This window comes from Arthrobacter sp. MDT2-16, assembly GCF_054510925.1.
Window position 1 is genome coordinate 1 of the sequence record NZ_JBTNDP010000007.1, and the last position, 20,308, is coordinate 20,308.

At 72.0% G+C, this 20,308-nt stretch carries 16 protein-coding genes; 6 read left to right on the forward strand and 10 right to left on the reverse strand.

What is annotated here, in order from left to right; all coding sequences use genetic code 11:
• Positions 1 to 102: 102 nt before the first annotated feature.
• The 5 genes from ACX80N_RS12860 to ACX80N_RS12880 form a co-directional block, all read right to left on the reverse strand.
• Positions 103 to 1,800: an MDR family MFS transporter gene (locus tag ACX80N_RS12860; protein ID WP_459339717.1), complete on the reverse strand. Its 1,698-nt coding sequence runs from the start codon at positions 1,798 to 1,800 to the stop codon at positions 103 to 105.
• Positions 1,797 to 2,468 (reverse strand): TetR/AcrR family transcriptional regulator, encoded by a 672-nt coding sequence (locus tag ACX80N_RS12865; protein ID WP_459339718.1) that lies wholly within the window; start codon positions 2,466 to 2,468, stop codon positions 1,797 to 1,799. Before ACX80N_RS12865 ends, ACX80N_RS12860 begins: the two co-directional genes overlap by 4 nt.
• A 109-nt stretch (positions 2,469 to 2,577) precedes the next feature.
• Positions 2,578 to 4,053: a class II fumarate hydratase gene (locus tag ACX80N_RS12870; RefSeq protein WP_459339719.1), complete on the reverse strand. Its 1,476-nt coding sequence runs from the start codon at positions 4,051 to 4,053 to the stop codon at positions 2,578 to 2,580.
• Between the two features lie 16 nt (positions 4,054 to 4,069).
• Positions 4,070 to 4,690 (reverse strand): carbonic anhydrase, encoded by a 621-nt coding sequence (locus tag ACX80N_RS12875; protein WP_105031637.1) that lies wholly within the window; start codon positions 4,688 to 4,690, stop codon positions 4,070 to 4,072.
• Positions 4,691 to 4,724: 34 nt separating this feature from the next.
• Positions 4,725 to 5,384, reverse strand: a complete 660-nt coding sequence (locus ACX80N_RS12880) for a DUF4245 domain-containing protein (RefSeq protein WP_240615055.1) — start codon at positions 5,382 to 5,384, stop codon at positions 4,725 to 4,727.
• Between the two features lie 154 nt (positions 5,385 to 5,538).
• Between ACX80N_RS12880 and glpX the strand changes: the two genes are divergently transcribed.
• Together glpX and ACX80N_RS12890 are read left to right on the forward strand one after the other, a co-directional pair.
• Complete coding sequence (glpX, locus tag ACX80N_RS12885; RefSeq protein WP_104180123.1) at positions 5,539 to 6,591, forward strand: class II fructose-bisphosphatase; 1,053 nt, start codon at positions 5,539 to 5,541, stop codon at positions 6,589 to 6,591.
• 77 nt (positions 6,592 to 6,668) lie between these two features.
• Positions 6,669 to 7,709: a lipid II:glycine glycyltransferase FemX gene (locus tag ACX80N_RS12890; protein ID WP_459339720.1), complete on the forward strand. Its 1,041-nt coding sequence runs from the start codon at positions 6,669 to 6,671 to the stop codon at positions 7,707 to 7,709.
• Positions 7,710 to 7,754: 45 nt separating this feature from the next.
• On the opposite strand, the gene manA is transcribed toward ACX80N_RS12890, so the two are convergent.
• The 4 genes from manA to ACX80N_RS12910 form a co-directional block, all read right to left on the reverse strand.
• A complete protein-coding gene (gene manA, locus ACX80N_RS12895) occupies positions 7,755 to 9,107 on the reverse strand; it encodes a mannose-6-phosphate isomerase, class I (protein WP_459339721.1) in 1,353 nt (450 codons plus the stop codon).
• A gap of 92 nt (positions 9,108 to 9,199) precedes the next feature.
• A complete protein-coding gene (locus ACX80N_RS12900) occupies positions 9,200 to 10,774 on the reverse strand; it encodes an LCP family protein (RefSeq protein ID WP_459339722.1) in 1,575 nt (524 codons plus the stop codon).
• A complete protein-coding gene (gene purE / locus ACX80N_RS12905) occupies positions 10,771 to 11,274 on the reverse strand; it encodes a 5-(carboxyamino)imidazole ribonucleotide mutase (RefSeq protein ID WP_459339852.1) in 504 nt (167 codons plus the stop codon). The genes ACX80N_RS12900 and purE overlap by 4 nt, the downstream gene beginning before the upstream one ends.
• 23 nt (positions 11,275 to 11,297) lie before the next feature.
• Complete coding sequence (locus ACX80N_RS12910; RefSeq protein ID WP_459339723.1) at positions 11,298 to 12,491, reverse strand: 5-(carboxyamino)imidazole ribonucleotide synthase; 1,194 nt, start codon at positions 12,489 to 12,491, stop codon at positions 11,298 to 11,300.
• A gap of 345 nt (positions 12,492 to 12,836) precedes the next feature.
• Here ACX80N_RS12910 and ACX80N_RS12915 point away from each other — a divergent pair, with 345 nt between their 5' ends.
• Positions 12,837 to 13,391: a GtrA family protein gene (locus tag ACX80N_RS12915; RefSeq protein WP_105031378.1), complete on the forward strand. Its 555-nt coding sequence runs from the start codon at positions 12,837 to 12,839 to the stop codon at positions 13,389 to 13,391.
• 12 nt (positions 13,392 to 13,403) lie between these two features.
• Here the strand turns inward: ACX80N_RS12915 and ACX80N_RS12920 are convergent, their stop codons facing one another.
• Positions 13,404 to 14,186 (reverse strand): TIGR03089 family protein, encoded by a 783-nt coding sequence (locus tag ACX80N_RS12920; RefSeq protein WP_459339724.1) that lies wholly within the window; start codon positions 14,184 to 14,186, stop codon positions 13,404 to 13,406.
• Between the two features lie 229 nt (positions 14,187 to 14,415).
• Here ACX80N_RS12920 and ACX80N_RS12925 point away from each other — a divergent pair, with 229 nt between their 5' ends.
• The 3 genes from ACX80N_RS12925 to ACX80N_RS12935 are packed head-to-tail and all read left to right on the forward strand — an operon-like array spanning position 14,416 to position 20,203.
• A complete protein-coding gene (locus tag ACX80N_RS12925; RefSeq protein WP_105031380.1) occupies positions 14,416 to 15,006 on the forward strand; it encodes a WhiB family transcriptional regulator in 591 nt (196 codons plus the stop codon).
• A gap of 5 nt (positions 15,007 to 15,011) precedes the next feature.
• On the forward strand, positions 15,012 to 18,440 hold the full coding sequence (locus ACX80N_RS12930) for a glycosyltransferase (RefSeq protein WP_459339853.1): 3,429 nt from the start codon (positions 15,012 to 15,014) through the stop codon (positions 18,438 to 18,440).
• Positions 18,440 to 20,203 carry a DUF5719 family protein gene (locus tag ACX80N_RS12935; RefSeq protein ID WP_459339854.1) on the forward strand — a complete coding sequence of 588 codons (1,764 nt, stop codon included), beginning with the start codon at positions 18,440 to 18,442 and terminating at the stop codon, positions 20,201 to 20,203. Before ACX80N_RS12930 ends, ACX80N_RS12935 begins: the two co-directional genes overlap by 1 nt.
• Positions 20,204 to 20,308: the final 105 nt, after the last annotated feature.

Sequence of the window (20,308 nt, forward strand, 5' to 3'; positions counted from 1 at the left end):
CGCGCTCCCCCCCCCCCCCCCCCCCCTCCCCCCCCCCCCCCCCCCCCTCCCCCCCCCCCCCCCCCCCCCCCTACTTCCCGGCGGTGCTGCGGGGCAGGACGGCTAGAGGCCGGAGCGCCCCGGGGAGCCGTCGCGCGGATCGGGCCGGGCGCCGGACGGCGAGGTGTCCACCGCGACCGCCGAGGATCCGCCCGTGAGAGCTGCCGCAGCCCGCTCGCGTTCCAGGCGGAGCGCTTCCTCGCCGCCGATCGCCTCACCGCGCGCCACCATGCCCGAGGTCTCGGACAGCGGGATCTCGCGGAGCAGGAGGGCGAGGACCAGCGCGATCACCAGGAAGGGCACCAGGTACAGGAACACGGGGGCCAGCGACTCGGCGTAGTCGCTCACCACGGCATCCCGTACCTGGTCCGGCAGCGCATTCAGCGCTGCCGGATCGAGGGTGGACGTCGCCTCCCCGGCGGCCTCGGGACTCGCTCCTGCGGCCGCGAACGTCTCCCGCAGCCGCTCGGAGAGCCGGCTGGTGAAGATCGCGCCGAAGACGGCGACGCCGAGGGATGCGCCGACCTCGCGGAAGTAGTTGTTGGTGCTCGTCGCGACGCCGATCATGGTCGGTGCCACCGAGTTCTGCACCACGAGGACGATGACCTGCATGATCAGGCCGAGCCCGGCGCCGAAGAAGAACAGCATGGTGCAGATGACCCAGATGGGGGTGCTCGCGGTGAGGGTAGACATCCACAGCAGTGTGACGAGCGTCAGCGACGTGCCGATGATCGGGTACTTCCGGTAGTGGCCCGTGCGGGAGATCGCGAGGCCCGAGTAGATCGAGGTCCCCATGAGGCCGATGATCATGGGTACGAGCAGCAGCCCGGACACGGCGGCGGAGGTGCCGGAGGCCATCTGCAGGAACGTCGGCATGAAGGCCAGGGCCGCGAACATGCCGAGGCCGAGCGTGAGGCCGATGCCGGTGCTGGTGACGAAGGTGCGGTTGCGGAACAGCTCGAGGGGGATGATGGGGTCCTCGGCGCGGCGCTCCACCATGATGAAGGCGATGACCGCGAGGACCATGGCGGCGCCGAAGCTCCACGTCAGCGGTGATGTCCAGCCCTCGGCGGCGTCACCGCCGAAGTCCGTGAAGAAGATGAGGCAGGTCGTGGCGAGGGACAGCAGGACGACGCCCGGGATGTCGATGCGCCTGGTGGCCTTCTTGGAGGGCAGGCGCAGGGTGAACCAGGCGATCGCGAAGGCGGCGATGCCGACGGGGATGTTGATGTAGAAGGCCCAGTTCCAGGTGAGGTGGTCCACGAAGTAGCCGCCGAGCAGCGGGCCGGCGACGGCACTGAGGCCGAAGATGCCGCCGAGGGGGCCCATGTACTTGCCGCGCTCGTTGGCGGGCACGATGTCCGCGATGATCGCCTGCGACAGGATCATGAGGCCGCCGCCGCCGAGGCCCTGGAGGGCCCTGAACACGACGAACACCCAGAAGTCCGTGGCGAAGGCGCAGCCGATGGACGCGATGGTGAACAGCGCGATCGCGAAGAGGAACAGGTTGCGCCGCCCGAGGACGTCGCCGAACTTGCCGTAGATGGGCATCACGATCGTGGTGGCGAGCAGATACGCCGTCGTGATCCACGTCTGGTGTTCGACGCCGCCGAGCTGGCCCACGATGGTGGGCATGGCGGTGGAGACGATCGTCTGGTCGAGGCTGGAGAGCAGCATGCCGGCGATGAGCGCCGAGAAGATGATCCAGATGCGTCTCTGCGTCAGGAGGAGCGGGCCGTCCGGCACCGTGGTTGTACTCATGAGGGGTCCTGGTTCGAGGCAGGGAGGCCGCTGGCGGCCTCGGGCGGAGAGGATGGGAAGAGGTAGCGCAGCGCGTCGATGTTGCGGCGGATGACATCGGGGTAGCTCAGCTCGTTGCCGTCGGCGAAGAACTCGTCGAGGGACCGGCGGGCGAGCCCGGCGAGCACGAACGTGGCCACGCCGGGGGTGGGGGAGTCCGCGGGCAGGCCCTCCCTCGCGATGATGAGGTCGATCAGCAGCTGGGACTTCGCCTCGGCCCGGGCGAACAGCCGGGGCATGAGCTGCGGCTCCCGGTGCAGGACGGCCGACATCGTCTCGTACTCCTCGCGGGAGATGGTGAGCCTGCTGCCGAACTCGGCGAACAGTTCGGTGAGGGCGTCGATCAGCGGCGTCGGCGGGTCGGTGCGCCCTGATGCGACGAAGTCGTCCAGGATCTCCTCGGGCAGTTCCTCGTCGGTGGAGCCGAGGACGGCGTCCTCCTTCGACGGGAAGTAGTTGAAGAACGTGCGGCGGGAGATGCCGATCTCGTCGCAGAGGTGCTCCACGGTGAACCCGTTCAGGCCGCTCTCGAGCGTCAGGCGGCGGGCTGCCGCCACCAGGGACGAGCGGGTCCGGCGGCGCTTGCGTTCCCGCAGACCGAGGTCCCCGATATTTGCACTGCTGGTCATGGAGTACATATTTGCACTATGGATATCGAAGTGCAAATTGCCGGACGGCAAAGAGAAGGGACGCGCCACCGTGGCGCGCCCCTCCCGGAGTCGGTGGTCCTCCTGGCCGTCAGGCCTGTGGCGGCCGCGTCATCGAGAGCACATCGAGCGCGGAGTCGAGTTGCTCCTCGGTGAGCTCGCCGCGCTCCACGAAGCCCAGTGCGATCACGGCCTCACGCACCGTCAGGCCCTCGGCCACGGCCTTCTTGGCGATCTTCGCCGCGTTCTCGTAGCCGATGTGCTTGTTCAGCGGCGTGACGATCGAGGGCGAGGCCTCGGCGAGGAAGCGCGCGCGCTCCACGTTCGCGGTGATGCCGTCGATCATGCGGTCCGCGGAGACGCGCGTCGAGTTGCTCAGCAGGCGGATCGACTCGAGCACGTTGCGGGCGATCACGGGGATGCCGACGTTGAGTTCGAAGGCGCCGTTGGTGCCGGACCAGGCCACCGTCGCGTCGTTGCCGACCACCTGCGCGCAGACCATGAGGACGGCCTCGGCGATGACGGGGTTCACCTTGCCCGGCATGATGGAGGAGCCCGGCTGCAGGTCGGGGAGCGCGATCTCGCCGAGGCCCGTGTTGGGGCCCGATCCGAGCCAGCGCAGGTCGTTGTGGATCTTGGTGAGCGAGACGGCGATGGTCCGCAGCATGCCCGAGACCTCGACGAGCGCGTCGCGGTTCGCCTGCGCCTCGAAGTGGTCCCGTGCCTCGGTCAGGGGGAGTCCGGTGTCCTCGGCGAGGAGTTCGATGACGCGCGCCGAGAAGCCTGCCGGCGTGTTGATGCCGGTGCCGACGGCGGTGCCTCCCAGGGGTACCTCGGCCACGCGGGGGAGGGAGGCCTCGATGCGCTCGATGCCGTACCGGACCTGGGCGGCGTAGCCGCCGAACTCCTGGCCGAGAGTGACCGGGGTGGCATCCATGAGGTGCGTGCGCCCGGACTTCACCACGGTGCTGAACTCCTCCGCCTTGCGCTCCAACGCCTCGGCGAGGTGGGCCAGGGCCGGGACGAGGTCCTTCACGAGGGCCGACGTGGCGGCGACGTGCACGGACGTGGGGAAGACGTCGTTGGAGGACTGCGAGGCGTTGACGTGGTCGTTGGGGTGCACCGACGTTGCACTGCCGGCCGCCTCGAGCGCACGGCTCGCCAGGGTCGCGATGACCTCGTTGGCGTTCATGTTCGAGGACGTCCCCGACCCGGTCTGGTAGATGTCCACCGGGAAGTCGCCGTCGTACTTCCCCGAGGCGACGTCCTCCGCGGCCGCCTCGATGGCGCGGGCGCGCTCCTCGTCGAGCACGCCCAGTTCCGCGTTGGCGGTCGCCGCGGCCTTCTTGATGCGGGCCAGCGCCTCGATGTGCGCGCGCTCCAGGGTGGTCCCGGAGATGGGGAAGTTCTCCACGGCGCGCTGCGTCTGCGCCCGGTACAGGGCGTGGACCGGGACGCGCACCTCACCCATGGTGTCGTGTTCGATGCGGTACTCCGCGTCCTCGGTGCCGGGCGTCGCGCCCGTCGTCGAACCGGATCCGGAGCTGGCTGCAGGCGTTGGAGTCATGCGGCAATTCTCGCCTTCAGCTCTCCGAGGTGCCAAATCCTGACACGAGCTCGGCCTTGCCCTCGTCCAGGCGGTAGGAGACGCCGATGACGGCGACGTCCCCGCGGGAGACGGCGTCCGCGATGACACGCGAGGAGTCGACCAGCCGCTGCGAGGTCTGCCGCGTGTGCTCGACCACGGTTGCGTTCACGTCCGTGACACCGGCGCGGCGCGCGGTGAGGACCGACGGCGTGATCCGCTCCACGAGGTCCCGGATGAAGCCGGTGGGCATGGCGCCGGTCTCGACGGCGTTCATGGTCGCGGTGACCGCGCCGCAGCTGTCGTGCCCGAGGACCACGATCAGCGGCACGCCGAGCACGCCGACGCTGTACTCGAGGGAGCCGAGGACGGCGTCGTCGATCACCTGGCCGGCCGTGCGGACCACGAAGACGTCACCGAGCCCGAGGTCGAAGATGATCTCGGCGGCCAGGCGCGAATCCGAGCAGCCGAAGATCACGGCGAACGGGTTCTGCCGGTCCACGAGCGCGGCCCGGCGGGAGGCGTCCTGGTTGGGGTGGGAGGAGTCGGCGGCGACGAAGCGGGCGTTGCCCTCCTGCAGGCGGAGCCATGCGTCGGCCGGTGTCAGTTGCTGGGTCACGCCGACCACTGTACTGCTACGGGCCGGTCCGGGCTCAGGCGCCGTCCGACGCCAGGCGTTCGGCCTCCTCGACGGCGTTCTGCCGGATGTCCTCCACGACGGCACCACCCATGGTGTCGAACTCGGTGAGCGATGCCTCGCCGTTGAGGATCACGGTGGCGCCGTCGACGTCGGACCTCAGGACGGTGTCGCCGTCGGGGGAGTCGAGCAGCTCCCACTCGAGCCCGCCGATGGTGCGTGTGCCCGAGACCTGCGCGTCGCCGATCCGCTGGGCCACCCAGGTGGGATTGGCGTCGTCGGTCTGCGTGAGCTGGATGAAGCCGGTGTCCGCGGTCAGGAACCCGACCTCCCAGAAGTCCACGCCGTCGCTGCGGCCGGTCACCCAGCGCGCGTAGTTCGAGGACCAGTCATCGGGCAGGGCGGGTGCGGCGGGCAGGTACCCGGCGTCCCCGGCCGCCTGGCGTGCGACGGTCTCGACATCGATGTCGCGGCGGTAGGTCTCGGCGGTGTAGGTGGGATTCAGGAAGTAGACGGGGAGCACCACGGCGATCGTCGCGCCCGTCGCGATGAGCATCCCGCGCGCGGTCGCGTTGGCGCGCTTGGCCTGGTTGGGCGTGAGCGTGATCGGGGGCGCGTCGTCGTCCAGGTCCGCCTGGGTGGCCGGTGGGGTCCGCTCGTCGCCTGGTTCGCTCACTCCTCCATTTTCCCTGATGCGGGCCACGGCACCTAACCGGGAGGCGATGCACGGGCCGGAGAGTTCGCAGCATCACGGGCGGCGGGCCGCCGGACCCGCCTATGATGACTGCAGGCGGCCACCACGCCCGCGTACTGCCTGTGAACCTTCGACGATGAGGATAGACGTGTCCCAGAACGCCACCAACGCCCAGTACTCCACCCTCTCCCCGGCGCTGGCCGTCGGGGATGACGAGCCGGACCGGAACCTCGCCCTCGAACTGGTCCGCGTGACGGAGGCCGCGGCGATCGCCGGCGGCCACTGGGTGGGCTTCGGGGACAAGAACCTCGCCGACGGCGCCGCGGTGGACGCGATGCGCTCGCTCCTGCAGACCGTGCACTTTAACGGCGTCGTGGTGATCGGGGAGGGCGAGAAGGACGAGGCCCCGATGCTCTTCAACGGCGAGCACGTGGGCGATGGCAGCGGACCCGAGTGCGACGTCGCCGTGGACCCGATCGACGGCACCCGCCTGACGGCGCTGGGCATCAACAACGCCCTGGCCGTGCTCGCGGTCGCCGAGCGTGGCTCCATGTTCGACCCGTCCGCCGTGTTCTACATGGAGAAGCTCGTCACCGGGCCCGAGGCAGCCGACATGGTGGATCTGCGCCTGCCCGTGAAGCAGAACCTCCACCTGATCGCCAAGGCCAACGGCAAGAAGGTCAGCCAGCTCAACGTCATGATCCTGGACCGCGACCGCCACAAGCCCCTCGTGGAGGAGATCCGCGCCGCCGGGGCGCGCACGAAGTTCATCATGGACGGTGACGTCGCCGGTGCGATCGCCGCGGCCCGCGAGGGCACCGACGTGGACGCGCTGATGGGCATCGGCGGGACCCCCGAGGGGATCGTCGCGGCGTGCGCGATCAAGTCCCTGGGCGGGGTCATCCAGGGCCGGCTGTGGCCCACGAGCGATGACGAGAAGCAGAAAGCCCTCGATGCCGGGCACGACCTCGATCGCGTCCTGTCCACCAACGATCTCGTCACGAGCGACAACTGCTACTTCGCCGCGACCGGCATCACCGACGGCGACCTGCTGCGTGGCGTGCGCTACAGCAAGGACAAGGTCCTCACCCAGTCCATGGTCATGCGCTCCAAGTCCGGCACCATCCGCGTGGTCGACGGCGAGCACCAGGCCCACAAGTGGGAGACCTACGCCCGCGTCAAGGACTAGGGGGACCGCTCCCCGCCGAGCCCCTGGCGGCGCGCGCCCGGCTCGGCGGCGGGAGCGCGCCCCTATAGGCTGGTCGGATGAGCCTTTCCGTTTCGCCCTGCTTCGACCGTGACCGGTGGGACACCACCGTCGACCAGCTGGGCGGACATCCCCAGCAGCTGTGGGGATGGGGGGAGACGAAGGCGGCGCACGGCTGGAGCGCCGACCGGGTGATCGTGACCGAGGACGGCGTGGTCGTCGGCGCGGCCCAGCTCGTCCTGAAGTCGCTGCCGGGGCCGCTGCGGAACCTCGCGTACATCCCCCGCGGGCCCCAAACGGCCGAGGGGCGGGAGATCGAGGTCCTCGAGGCCGTCGCCGGTTATGTCCGTGCGGCGCACCACTCGGTGGCGCTGTCCATCGAACCCGACTGGGACGCTGCGAGCAGTGCGGTCCGCGCCCTCCCGGCGGCCGGCTGGCGCGCGAGCACCAACACCATCCTCATCGGGCGCACGCTCATCCTCGACCTGCGACGCTCCGAGGAGGAGCTGCTCGCGGACATGACGAAGAAGCACCGCCAGTACATCCGCAAGTCCGGGCGGGAGGGGCTGGAGATCCGCCGCGTGGTGCGCGGCGAGATCGGCGCCTGCCTCGACGTGTACCGGCTCACCGCCGAGCGCGCCGGCTTCGGGATCCACGAGGACTCCTACTACCTCGACATCTTCGACAACCTCGGGGACGCCTCGCCGGTCTACGCGGCCTTCTCCGGCGACGACGTCGTCGCCTTCCTCTGGATCTCGGCGACGGGCACCACGTCCTTCGAGCTCTACGGCGGCATGACGGAGGAGGGGGAGCGGCTGCGCGCCAACTACGCCCTCAAGTGGTTCGCCATCCAGGAGATGAAGGCACGCGGCGTGGAGCGCTACGACTTCAACGGGCTCCTGAACGACGGCGTGTCCCGCTTCAAGATGGGCTGGGCGCAGCACGAGGACCAGCTCGCGGGTACGTGGGACCTGCCGCTCTCGCCGTTCTACCCGCTCTTCAGCCGTGCCCTGCCGGTGGCCAAGCGGGGCATGCAGCTCGCGCGCCGGCAGGCGGGCCGGGCGATCACCAGGGTGCGGCAGGTCCGCGGCCGCTCGTAGGGCATCCCGGCCCCTGTCCGGGTCCGGGCACGTCGTGGACGTGCCCTAGAGGGTGGGCGCGCCGCCGACCGTCACGGCGAACGCCAGCACGGGGCCGTCCGTCGCCCCGGCGTGGTCGGCTGCCGGACGGACGACGAGCGGCGCCTCCGACGCCGCGACGAAGGCGCTGCCGCCGCGCGGAACCATGAGGGTGGAGTTCGGGTTGTCGAGGAGGATCGGTCCGCTGACGGCCAGGACCACCACGGGGCCGTTCTGCACCACCGGCACGTGCGCGGGGGTGAGGCTCTCGCCCACAGGCAGGGCACTGTCCGCCCTGCCGTCGTCGGCGGCGTCACCGGACTCGCCCCGCGGACCCGCCGCGGCGTCCTCCAGGACGATGCGCTGGAGCTGGAACTCGTCGAACGGCGGGCGGTACAGCTCCTGGTCCAGGAGCGTGTACTCGGCGGCGAGCGAGGGGGGTGCGAGCGGCTCGAAGACCACGGTGGCGAGCAGTTCGGCCGTGTCGACGTGCTTGGGTGTCAGACCGCCCCGCAGGACGTTGTCCGAGGACGCCATGACCTCGATGCCCAGCCCGCGCAGGTAGGCGTGGACGTTCCCGGCCGGCAGGTACAGGGCCTCCCCGGGCCGCAGGGCCACGCGGTTGAGCAACAGGGCCACGAGGACGCCCGGGTCTCCCGGGTACTGGCCGGAGAGTTCGGTGATGGTCGCGAGATCGTCGGTGACGGAGGGCCCGGTCGCGGAAGCGTCCACCCCGGCGCGTCCGGCGGCGGCTTCGACCTCGTGGACGATCTCCTCGGACGCCTCGAGCAGCAGTGTGAAGGACCGCCGGAGCGCCTCGGCGTCACCCGAGGCGAGATGCGCGGCGACGGTGTCGAGGAGGTCGTGGGCCGGTGAGCCCGGTTCGACGGCGGAGGCGAGGACCGAGAAGATCCCCGCCGCCTCCGGCAGGGGGCGGAACCCGCAGAGCGCCTCGAACGGGGTCAGGGCGTAGATCATCTCGGGCTTGTGGTTGCGGTCGCGGTAGTTGCGGTGCGGGGCGTCGCGGGGGACGCCCCGCTCCTCCTCGGCGTCGAACCCCGCGGCCGCCTGCTCCAGGCTCGGGTGCACCTGCAGGGACAGGGGTGTGCCGGCCGCGAGCACTTTCAGGAGGAACGGGAGCCGGTTGTCGAAGCGGTCGGCGACCGGCTCGCCGAGGAGTGCCCGCGGGTCCTCCCCGATCAGCTCGTGCAGGCCCTGCTGCCGCCCGTCGGCGTGGAGCGCCTGCGACGGCGAGTCGGGATGTGCCCCGACCCAGAGTTCGGCCTCGGGCCCGCCCGACGGCTCCCGTCCCAGCAGGTCGGCGATGGCGCTCGGCGATCCCCAGGCGTAGGGGCGGAGGGGGTTCTCGAGGAGATACATCATCGGGTCCTTCGGCTGGTCGGGCGGACCGTCCGGGCCCGTCCGCCGGCGGGCCGGGACGGGTCAGGAGGGCAGGTGCGGGGCGGTGCGGGTCAGGCGGGGGAGCACTGGCCGTTGTTCGCCAGCAGGTCGCCGAGCGTCGCGTCGTCGCCGATCGTCGCCAGCTCCTGCAGGTACTCCTCGGTGATGTCGTCGCCGGTGGTCTGCGCGGGCACAGTCCCGACGAGGCCCGCGCGATCCAGCGGCAGGACCCCGTCCGCGGCGGGCCCGGCCGCCGCGAACATCCCCTGGACGCGCTCGTGGATGAGGTCGAAGTCCGGGTAGGTCACGAAGTTCTCCGCGGGCGTGCCGAAGTCCGGAGGACCGATGGTCAGGCGCCGGGTCTCCTGCCCCTGGGCCTTCAGGCCCAGGTCCACGAAGCTCGCCAGCTGGTCCTGGGGGATGTCCGTCTCGACGATCTGCGTGCCGGCCGCGGCGATCGACTGGAAGCGCGTCAGGACGGTGGCGGGATCGAGCTGCGCGATCATCGCCTGCTGGACGCACTGCTGGCGGGCGATGCGGTCGTAGTCGGTGACGAACTCGCGGGACCTCGCGTACCAGAGGGCGTGGTAGCCGTCGAGGGTCTGGACCCCGGGCCTGATCCAGCCGTCCGGCGGGTAGTGGCGGATGGGGAAGGAGCCGGGGATCTCGCCGGCGGTGATGGGCACCCAGCCGCCCGCATCGATCCGGATACCGCCCATGGCGTCGACGAGCTGCTCGAACCCGTCCATGTCGACGAGCAGGTAGGACTGCACCTCGATGCCGAGCACGCCGCTCGCGGCGTCCATCATGGCCTCGGCCCCGGGGTCCGCCGCCCCGGGGTAGAGGTCGGGGTAGTTCTGGGCCACGTCGGTGTAGAGGCTGTTGATGATGCACGGATCACCGCAGTTGTAACCGTCGGGGTAGGGCTCCCAGAGGGGAGAGTCCTCGGAGAACTGCGCGTTCTGGAAGTTGCGGGGGATGCTGAAGGTGACGGTCGCGCCGGTCTCGGCGTCGACGCTGATCACGGAGATGCTGTCGGGACGGCGGCCGGTGCGGTCCTCGCCGGCGTCGCCGCCCATGAGCAGGAAGTTGTACCGTCCGTCCACCGGGTCGAACGCGGGGCCGGACTGGAAGATCGAGCCCACCGTCGAGCGGCCGACACCCAGCACATAGGCGCCGTAGGCGAGCGATCCGCTGGTGAGGACCATCAGGAGCGCCAGGGTGCCGGCCACGAGCGGCCGGACACCGCGATCGAGCAACGGCATCCTGATGAGGCGGAGGGTGTTGACGAAGAGCAGTGCCCAGGCCAGCGCGATCCCGAGGAGCGCGACGATCAGCGCGAGCGACCACCAGCGGTGCGTCACGACGCCGACCGCGAGCGTGCGGTTGGTCAGCGCGAGGACGAGCCCGAGGAGCAGGAGCGCCCAGCACGCGAACGTGGTTCTGAGCGCACGGCGACCGAGCCGGCGGTCGCCCGCGACCACCTGGGCGGAACCGGGCAGGACGAGCGTCATGGCGAGCAGGACGAAGGCGCGCTTGGTGCGCACCTCGGGCGACGCGGTCTGCGGGTGGCGGACGGGATCGGTCAGTCCGGCAATGGTGCTGCCGGTGCTGCCGGCATCGCTGATGCGGGTGCCGGTGATCATGCGTCCTCCGCAGTCGATGCCGCGAGGGACGCGCGCAGGGCGGCGCCCTTGTTCTCCGCGGTCCGACGGAGGGCGCCGGAGAACTCGACGAGCTGCGCGCGGAGCGCCGCCGCCTGCCCGTCGGTGCCGGCGGCGAGCATGCGGACGGCGAGGAGCCCGGCGTTGCGGGCGCCGCCGATGGAGACGGTGGCCACGGGGATGCCCGCGGGCATCTGGACGATCGAGAGCAGCGAGTCCATGCCGTCGAGGTGGCGCAGGGGGACGGGGACGCCGATCACGGGCATCGGGGTCACGGAGGCGAGCATGCCGGGGAGATGTGCCGCTCCGCCGGCGCCGGCGATGATCACACGCAGGCCGCGCTCGTGCGCCGTCGTGCCGTACTCGATCATGGCGGTCGGCATGCGGTGGGCCGACACGACGTCGGCCTCGTAGGGGATCGAGAACTCGGCCAGCGCGGCGGCTGCGGCCTCCATCACGGGCCAGTCCGAGTCCGAGCCCATCACGAGGCCTACCTGCGCGTTCGTCACTGCATTCCCTTCGGTCGAACCGTGGCGGAGTCGTTCGGGGTGGTGCCGTCGCGGAGTATCGCGGCAACCTTCGAGGCCCTCGCGCGCACGGCGGCGAGCGGTTCACCCGGGGCCGCCAGTGCGTTCACATGGCCGATCTTGCGACCCGGACGGACGTCCTTGCCGTAGAAGTGCACCTTAGCGGACGGGCCTGAGGACAACGCCGACCGGTAGGCGGCGTAGATGTCGGTGTTGGCACCGCCGAGGACGTTCTTCATCACGGTGTGCTGCCCCACCGCGTGTGTCGCGCCGAGCGGGAGGTCGAGCACCGCGCGGAGGTGCTGCTCGAACTGGCCGGTGATGGCCCCGTCCATGGTCCAGTGACCGGAATTGTGGGGACGCATGGCGAGCTCGTTGATGAGGTAGCCGACCCCCACGCCCGGCGTCTCGAACAGCTCCACCGCCATGACACCGGTGACGCCGAGGTGCTCGGCGAGCCGCAGCGCGGCCGAGGTGACGGCGTCGGCCACCTCGGCCGGCAGGTCCGGGGCGGGGGCCAGGACCTCGTTGCACACGCTGTCCACCTGGATCGACTCGACGACCGGCCAGGTCACGGCGTCGCCGGAGGGGCGCCGCGCCACGAGCACCGAGAGCTCGCGGCTGAAGGGCACGAACTGCTCGACGAGCAGGTCCCCGCCGGTGAACCAGTCCTGCGCGCCGGCGAGGCCTGCGGCATCGCGCAGCACGAGCACGCCCTTGCCGTCGTATCCGCCGCGCGGCGTCTTCAGGACCACGGGCCATCCCGTGGCGGCCGCGAAGGCGTCGACGTCGGCAGGGGTGCGCACCGCCCGCCACGCGGGGTTGGGCAGCCCCAGGTCCTCGACCGCGCGCCGCATCACGAGCTTGTCCTGCGCGTGGCGGAGGGCCGAGGGCGAGGGATGGATGGACACGCCGTCGCGCTCCAGGTCCTCCAGCAGATCACCCGGTACGTGCTCGTGGTCGAAGGTCAGGACGTCCACGCCCGCGGCGAAGGCGCGCAGCGTCGCGAGGTCGCGGTAGTCACCGACGTGCGAATGAGCTACGGCTGCCACGGCGGAGACGTCGGGGCCCTCCGCCAGGACGCGCAGTTCGAGACCGAGTTCGACGGCGGGTCCGGCCATCATCCGGGCGAGCTGGCCGCCGCCGATCACGCCTATCACGGGAAAAGTCACCGTTACAGCGTACCCACGGCGACGGCGGGCCCGGCCATCGTCCGCGTGTTCCTGCGTGTTCCTGCATGTCCTTGTGTGTCCCGCCTCGCGTGTCCTGCCGGTGTGTCCCGTCACCTCCGGTGGACGCCGTAGCCCTTCCCGGGAAGCTCCCAGGTGCACATCCACGACTTCCAGACCCCGCCGCGGGCCCGACCCCGTAAAATAGGGCGAAACACGCCACGCAGAGGTCGGCATGGGTGGCTCGCTCAGCCGGCTCATGTCGCGGTGCGTCCCGCACGCGCCGGGACGCCATGCCCTGCGGCGGCGTTCGCACACCGACCGCGGAGGTACGCAGTGGCAGGACTCATGGACAGGCTCAGGGGCCTCGCATCCCTCTTCTGGCGCGAGGTGGCGAAGTTCGGCGCGGTGGGCGGTGTGGCCTTCGTCATCGACAACGGGCTGTACTGGTACCTGATCCACGGGCCCATGAGCGGCAGCGAGGTCAAGGCGCGCTTCGTCTCGGCCGGTATCGCCACGATCTTCGCCTGGGTGGCCAACCGCTACTGGACGTTCCGCCGGCGCCGCCAGCCCAATGCCGCCCGTGAGCTCCTCATGTTCGTCTTCATCAACGTCATCGGCATGGGTATCGCCGCCGGCTGCGTGTGGGTCGCGAAGTACGCCTTCGACGTCACCGAGCCGAGTTCCCTGTTCGTCGTCGGTATCTTCGGTACGGTGCTCGCCACCCTGGTGCGGTTCGTGGCCTACCGCTTCTGGGTGTTCAACGTCGAGCTCGACGCCGAGCCCGAGTTCAGCCACGACCAGGAGATCCTGCACCCGGGCGGTTCGGCACGCGCGTCCGAGCCGGAAGCGCCGGCAGTGCCGGTGGGCCGGCCGGCCAGGCAGTCCCCGGCCGACCAGTAGGGCATCCGCCGGTTAGGTAGCCCCCAGCCGGCCGGTGACGCGCTCGCCGGCCAGCAGGCGGTCGGTGACCGGGACTCCGTCCTCGACGAGGACCAGCACGCCGCCGAGATCCCAGACGGCCAGCGCCGCAGCCAGGGCGCGCCCGAGCGATGCGCCGGGCCCCAGCAGCAGGGTCAGCCCGTCCTGGCCGCCGACGGCGGTCGCCGTCGCGTCCGAGGCGCTGGCCGTGGGTCCCGTCCCGGTCGGCAGCGCGATGGAGGCCAGCAGGTCCTGGGCCGTCAGCGTCCCGCCCCCGGCGAGCACGAGGGCTGCGCCGGGGTCGTCGCGCGGTTGCCCGAGGTAGACGTCACCGTGCGAGCGCACCTCGGCGGCGAAGTCCACGGCGCCCTGCGGCAAGGGACCGTCCCAGCGCAGCGCCAGCGAACCGAGCGCCACACAGGCGAGCAGGCGCGGGGGCTCGACGGCGCCGGCCGCGCGCGACGACAGGACGATGTCGGTGTCGGTGTCGGTGTCGGTGTCGGTGTCGGGGTCGGGGAGGACCACGAGCGCACCCACCTGCCAGCACGCGAACGCGAGCGCCAGGGACTTCCAGTGGACCGGCAGGTCGAAGGACACGAGGCTGCCGTCGGTGGCGTCGAGTTCGTCGACGAGGAGGTTGGAGCTCTTGGCCACCCAGTTGTCGAAGACGCGGCCGGACAGTTCGATCCGGCCCTCCCGTCCGTGCCAGACGAGGCGGGGGGAGGTCGGGCTGACCGACCTCATCCCGGCAAGGATGCCGGCAGGTGTCTGTGGCATGATGGGCCTCTTCCGCTCGATGAAGGACTACTTGGACGCGCCGACGAAGACAGGTAGTACGATCGGCGTGGCGGCCGTGATTCAGCGCTAGCGAATCTATATCATCCCCTCCGCCACTTGACGAAAATCGACTTACACCCGTGTAATTAGTCATCGGATTGGTTCCGGCAGCGGGGCGCGAGCGTCGACCCCTGCTGATGTTGGAACAGAAACACCGGAAGGGCTATCCATGGGGCAGGCTGAACGCACTCACGCACGACCAGATATCGCAGCGCAGGCATCCGCCCGCTACGGCTCGAGGGGCGTTCCTGCCGACTGGTTCCTCGACCCGGCGGATCCGCTGGCAGGGGAGCGGTACCGCGAGGGAATGCGGTCCCCCCTCGAGGACCAGGCCACGGCCTTCCTCGCGGCCCACGAGGCGCTCGCTGCCCTTCCCGACATGGACGAGGGCCCCAGCAGCCTGTTCGTGCTCCCCTCCGGGAACCCCGGGTCCTACAGCATCCTGCCCGGCGTGCGCGAGGACGTGCGTCCGCCGGCTCCCACCACGCAGCCCGGCTGGACAGGTCTGCCCATCGCTCCCGGGAACGTGGACGACGACGGCGAACTGTCGTGGCAGGCCGACGCCCTGTGTGCCCAGACCGACCCCGAGGCCTTCTTCCCCGAGAAGGGCGGCTCCACCCGCGACGCGAAGAAGGTCTGCGGTGCGTGCATGGTGAAGTCCGAGTGCCTCGAGTACGCGCTGGAGAACGACGAGCGCTTCGGCATCTGGGGCGGGCTCTCCGAGCGCGAGCGGCGCAGATTGCGGAAGCGAGCAGTCTGATTCGACTGCCGCTCCGCGTCACCGCCGTTGTCGTAGCCCACAACGGCGCCGCGTATCTTCCGGAGACCCTGGAAGCGCTGCAACGCCAGACCCGCCGGGCTGACTTCTGCGTCGGCGTCGACACCGGTTCCACGGACTCCTCGGCGTCCGTCCTGCAGTTGCAGCTGCCCACCGGAAGTCCCGTGGTGGGCGCGCCGCCGCGAGCAGGCTTCGGTGCAGCGGTCCGCACCGCCGTCGCGGAGATCCCCGACCGTGGCGCCGGCGGGGACGCCCATGACTGGCTGTGGTTCCTCCACGACGACTCCGCGCCCGAACCCGGGGCGCTCGCCGAACTCCTGCTCGCCGTCGAACGCGCGCCCTCCGTGACCGTCGCCGGCGCCAAGCAGGTCGCCTGGGACGACCGCCGCGAGCTGGTGGACGTGGGACTGTCCATCAGCAGGTGGGCCGAGCGGCTCACGCTCATCGACGTGGACGAGCACGACCAGGGCCAGTACGACGCCCGCAGCGACGTCTTCGCCGTCAACTCCGCCGGCATGCTCGTGCGCCGCGACGCCTGGGACGCCCTGGACGGCTTCGACCCCGCCTTCCACGGCGTCGGCGACGACGTCGACCTGTGCTGGCGCAACCGCCTCGCCGGGAACCGGGTGGTCGTGGTGCCGCGCGCCGTGATGCGCCACGCCACCGCGCGGCCCCACCCCGTCTCCACCCCGCATGCCGCCCGCGCGGCCGAGGTGTACCTCCGGCTCAAGCACGCAGCGCCCTGGAACGTCCCCCTGCTCGCCGTCGGGGCCGTGCTGGGAGGACTGGCACGGCTCCTGCTCGGCCTCCTGGCCAAGGACCCGGGCCACGGCACCGGGCAGCTCCTGGGCAGCCTCGCCGGGGTGTCCCGGCCGCTGCAGCTGCTGCGCTCGAGGCGCTCCGCCGCCCGGAGCCGGCAGCGCCCGCGCTCCATCGTCCGCCCACTGATCACGTCCCGGCGGGAGGTCTGGTCGCACCGCAGGTCGGTCGTGGATGCGTTCACCTCTCGTGGTGCCGCGGCGGGCGCCGACGGGGTGCAGGGCGCGGAGGAGTACGTCCCGTCGGGTGACAGCAACGACGACTTCGTGGCCCTCGCCACGCCCGCCCGCCTGTGGGTCGGGGCGGGTGCGCTCCTGGCCGTCGTCGTGCTCCTCGCCGCGGCCCTCACGGGTCTGCACCGGCTCATCGGGGCCGGTGCCCTGGCCGGCGGTGCCCTGCTCCCGGCCGCGGGGACCCCCGCCGCGATCTGGGCCAGTGCGACGACCTGGTGGACGGGCCTCGGCACCGGAGTCGCGGCTCACGGCTCACCGTTCTCCTACGTCCTGTGGCTCCTGTCCCTGCTCGGGCTGGGGTCCGCGAACACCATGATCGTCGTCGTGGTCGTCTGCGCACTGCCGCTCGCAGGGTTGTCCGCCTGGATCGCGGCCGGGGCGCTGACCCGCTCACGCGGCCTGCGCCTCTGGGCGGCGTTCTTCTGGGGAGCGGCACCCGCCCTCCAGGTGGCACTGGGCAGCGGTCGTCTCGGTGCACTGCTCGCCCACATCCTCCTGCCCCTGGCCCTGCTCGGGATCATCCGGGCGGTCGGCGCCGGCCTCCCGTCGCGTGCCCTGCCGGAGGGGATCGTCGTCCCCGGCGTCGACGGGACGCGCAGCTGGACCGCGGGTGCCTCCGCGGGACTGGTCCTCGCGGTCGTCGCGGCGGGCGCGCCCTCCCTGCTCCCGGTGATCGTGGTGAGCCTGGTGGTCGCGCTCATCGTGGGCCGACGCCGGGCGCGCACGCTGTGGTGGGCGCTCGTGCCCGTGCTGGCGCTCCACCTGCCGTACGCGGTGTCCGCGGTACGCTCCCCGCGGGGGATCCTCGGCGACCCCGGCGCGCCGGTGCCCTTCGACCCGGCCGCCCCCTGGCAGCAGCTCCTCGGATTCCCGGTGTCCTTCGACCCGATGCTGCCGCCCGCCGCCGCAGGATTCCTGGGTGTCGGGCCCTGGTCGCTCGCCGTCGCCGTCCTCGTGGGCGGACCCGTCCTCCTGCTCGCCGCCGCCGCCCTGTTCCGGCCGCGCAGGAGCGGCTCGGCCGCACGCCGGTTCTGGCTGTGCGCCGTCCTGGCGCTCGCCTTCGCAGCCGCGGCGCCTGCCTTCCCGGTCGCGGTGGGTGCCGCCTCGCTCATCGGGGTGTTCCCGGGGCCGCTGGTCTCCGTCGTCTCCCTCTGCCTCCTGGCCGCCGCGCTGTCGGGACTGCCCGGACGGCCCGAGGGGTCCGCACCGACCGCTCCTGCGCGGACCGGACGCCGAGCCCTCCGCCTCGCAGGCGGGGTGGTCCTCGCTGTCGGCCCGCTGCTCGCCCTCGCCCTGTGGCTGGCTCCCGAGGTCACGGGCCCGCCCGCAGTGGTCGCCGAGCCCGTGGTCATCCCGGGCAGCCCGGCCGAGGTGGCCCCTGACGCCGAACCCGGCACCAACGACTTCGGGACAGCCGTAGGCATCGGTCCCGTGCCCGAACGCCCGCTGCCCGCCACCGCCGCAGACCGTGGGACCGGTGCCGACCGCACCCGCACGCTGGTCATCACGGTCGACGACGACGACACCGTGACGGCGTCCCTCATGCGCGGATCCGGTACCACCCTGGATGCGCTCAACCCCGTCTACACCGCACGCGCGCTGCAGGGCGGTGACCCGGTGCTCGCCGACGACACCGAGTCGGCGCGGATCCTCCGCACCACGGTCGCGGTGATCGTCGGCGCCACAGGAGCGGATCCGCGCGGCGACCTGCGCGATCTCGGCGTGGGGTTCGTCGTGCTGCAGCAGTCAGCATCGGCGGGCGACTTCCTCAGCGGCCGGATCGGTTCCGTACCGGGCCTGACCGCCGTGGGGGATACCGACGCCGGGCGCCTGTGGCGCGTCGCCCCCGCCACCCTCGAGGACGGGACGGAGGACACAGGCGACCGCACGGCCCGCGTGCGGGTGGTCGACGCCGACGGCCGCACCGAGGCGTCCGTCCCCTCCTCGGCGATCGCCGCGGAGGGGACCGTCCCCGCCGGAGCGGACGGCAGGACCCTCGTGCTCGCCGAGGAAGCGGACGCCGGCTGGCGTGCCACCCTCGACGGCGAGGAACTCGAGGCCGTCCCGGACGGGTGGCAGCAGGCCTTCGCCCTCCCTGCGGCGGGCGGCACCGTGACGGTGTCCTACGTCAGTCCGTACCAGCCCTGGGCCGAGGCCGTCCAGGGCGTCCTCCTCGCGATGACGGTCCTCCTGGCGATCCCCCTCCCGTCCCGCCCGCGGATCGTCCAGCCCGAGCGCGGGCGCCGGCCGCACCGGGAGCGTCCCACACCGTCCGCCGCCACTGCAGCGGCGGGCCCGGACGACGGCGTCGGGACCCTCGTGGAGGAACCGCAGCCCGTGACCAGTGGAAGCAGCTCGATGTGATGTGGGGACGCAAGCGGGAGACCGGGCAGCAGAACGAGCCGGGCGTGTCCTTGGAGGCCGCCGTCGTCCCGGGACTGGACGCCGCGCCGTCGGGGGCCGAGGAGGCGGCGGTAGCCGCTCGCGCCGTGGCCCGTGACAGGGCCGCGACCAGCGGCGCCCGCCGTCGCGCGCGCGTCGGGACCGCCGCCGGTGTCGCGGCCGGCGTGGTCCTCCTCGCGGCGACGGCGGGTGTCGCCTCCGGGACCGTGACGGATGCGCTCGTCGGGCTCCCCGCCACCGACGTCCGGGTTCCGGCGGCCGCCGTGCCGGCCGGCGACTACACCGCGGTGTGCCCCGCACCGCCCCGCCTGCTCGAGGCGGCCGGTGACGGCGCCGACCCGCAGTTCGGTCCGGCGTCCTCGACGGCGAGGACCACGGTCGCCGCACTCGTCCTGAGCGACCTCAGCGCCACCCTGACCGGGAGCGGACTGCTGCCCGCCGGCGGGGGCGCGCCGCTGGCCTCCATCAGGGACTTCGTCCCCGAGGCGTCGCTCGGCGCGGACGCGCCGGCCAGCAGCGGTGAGGACGGGCTGACCAGCCGGATGGCAGGAGTGGCGCGGAACGTCTCCGTCGATGCCCCCTCGCTGTTCCGCGCACAGCCCCAGGGCGGCCTCACCCCGGTAGCGGCCGCGACCTCCACGTACACCGCCTCCGACGGCGACCTGCGGGGGCTCGCCGCGACGGGCTGCCAGGTGCCCTCGAGCGACTTCTGGCTGCTGGGGGCGGCGACGACCGTGGGCCGGTCCTCGATCCTCACCCTGACCAATCCCACCGGCACGCCCGCCACGGTGACGCTCGAGCTCTACGGACCGGAAGGACGTATCGAGCGCGCCGGTGTGCGGGGCCAGCTCGTGGCGCCCGGCGGGACCCGGCAGATCGTCCTCGGTGGTCTCGCCGGCGACCTGGACCGGGTGGCCGTCCGTGTCCGCAGCGACGGCGGGCGGGTGACGGGCGTCATCCAGCAGAGCGTACTGCGCGGCCTGACGCCGGGTGGCATCGAGTTCCTGTCGCCCAGCGCGGCGGCAGGCGTCACGCAGGTGGTGCCCGGCGTCGTCGTGCAGGACGCCGCGACGGCGCAGCGTATCCGCGAGCAGGAGGGCTACGGTACCGCGGCCCCCGAACTGCAGGTGCTCGTCCCCGGATCGAGCGACGCCGTGCTGGACATCAAGGTCTACGGACCCGACGGGGAGGTCGAGCTGCCCGGCGGGGGAGTCGGGACCGCGGCGGCCGGGGCCGTCACGACCTTCCCGCTCACCTCCCTGCCGGAGGGCGGCTACACGATCGCCGTGACCTCGGACGTCTCCGTGGTGGCGGCCGCGCGCGTCACGCGCGGGATCGACGACGGCGAGCCGGTGGACTTCGCCGGAGCTCCCTCCGCCGTCCGCCTGGGCACCGACCACGCCGTGGCCCTGGCCGAGGGCGTGGACGTGTCGCTGGTGCTGGGCGCGCCGAGCGGCAGGGGAGAGGTGACCCTGACCCCCGTCGCCGCGGACGGGACGCTCGGCGCCCCCGTGGTGATCGGCATCGCCGGCGGTACCTCGGTCTCCGTGCCGGCTTCCTCCCTCGGCAGTTCGCCGGCGGGCGTCGTCATCAACGCGACCGGCGATCCCGTCTACGGCGCACAGGTCATGACGCTTCCGGGGGAGGTCGCGGGGATCTCGGTGGCGGGCGTCCCGGCCGGTGCCACCGGTCCGCAGACCATCCCGGTGGAACTCGGCTACTAGCCGGCCCCGCCGTTCCGGGACGGCCCTGCGTCGGCAGTGACGTGACATGACGTGACGGGCCGCGGTGCTCGGGCCCGGGGGCTCTCCGCGCGCTGCTGCGGGCGC

What these genes read in the sequence shown, in the direction of transcription:
- ACX80N_RS12865 (WP_459339718.1), bottom strand. Translation starts at nt 2,468, where the DNA reads ATGACCAGCAGTGCAAATATCGGGGACCTCGGTCTGCGGGAACGCAAG.
- ACX80N_RS12925 (WP_105031380.1), top strand. Translation starts at nt 14,416, where the DNA reads ATGGGGCAGGCTGAACGCACTCACGCACGACCAGATATCGCAGCGCAG.
- ACX80N_RS12870 (WP_459339719.1), bottom strand. Translation starts at nt 4,053, where the DNA reads ATGACTCCAACGCCTGCAGCCAGCTCCGGATCCGGTTCGACGACGGGC.
- manA (WP_459339721.1), bottom strand. Translation starts at nt 9,107, where the DNA reads ATGTATCTCCTCGAGAACCCCCTCCGCCCCTACGCCTGGGGATCGCCG.
- ACX80N_RS12935 (WP_459339854.1), top strand. Translation starts at nt 18,440, where the DNA reads ATGTGGGGACGCAAGCGGGAGACCGGGCAGCAGAACGAGCCGGGCGTG.
- glpX (WP_104180123.1), top strand. Translation starts at nt 5,539, where the DNA reads ATGAGGATAGACGTGTCCCAGAACGCCACCAACGCCCAGTACTCCACC.
- ACX80N_RS12920 (WP_459339724.1), bottom strand. Translation starts at nt 14,186, where the DNA reads ATGCCACAGACACCTGCCGGCATCCTTGCCGGGATGAGGTCGGTCAGC.
- purE (WP_459339852.1), bottom strand. Translation starts at nt 11,274, where the DNA reads ATGGGCTCGGACTCGGACTGGCCCGTGATGGAGGCCGCAGCCGCCGCG.
- ACX80N_RS12915 (WP_105031378.1), top strand. Translation starts at nt 12,837, where the DNA reads ATGGACAGGCTCAGGGGCCTCGCATCCCTCTTCTGGCGCGAGGTGGCG.
- ACX80N_RS12860 (WP_459339717.1), bottom strand. Translation starts at nt 1,800, where the DNA reads ATGAGTACAACCACGGTGCCGGACGGCCCGCTCCTCCTGACGCAGAGA.
- ACX80N_RS12900 (WP_459339722.1), bottom strand. Translation starts at nt 10,774, where the DNA reads ATGATCACCGGCACCCGCATCAGCGATGCCGGCAGCACCGGCAGCACC.
- ACX80N_RS12890 (WP_459339720.1), top strand. Translation starts at nt 6,669, where the DNA reads ATGAGCCTTTCCGTTTCGCCCTGCTTCGACCGTGACCGGTGGGACACC.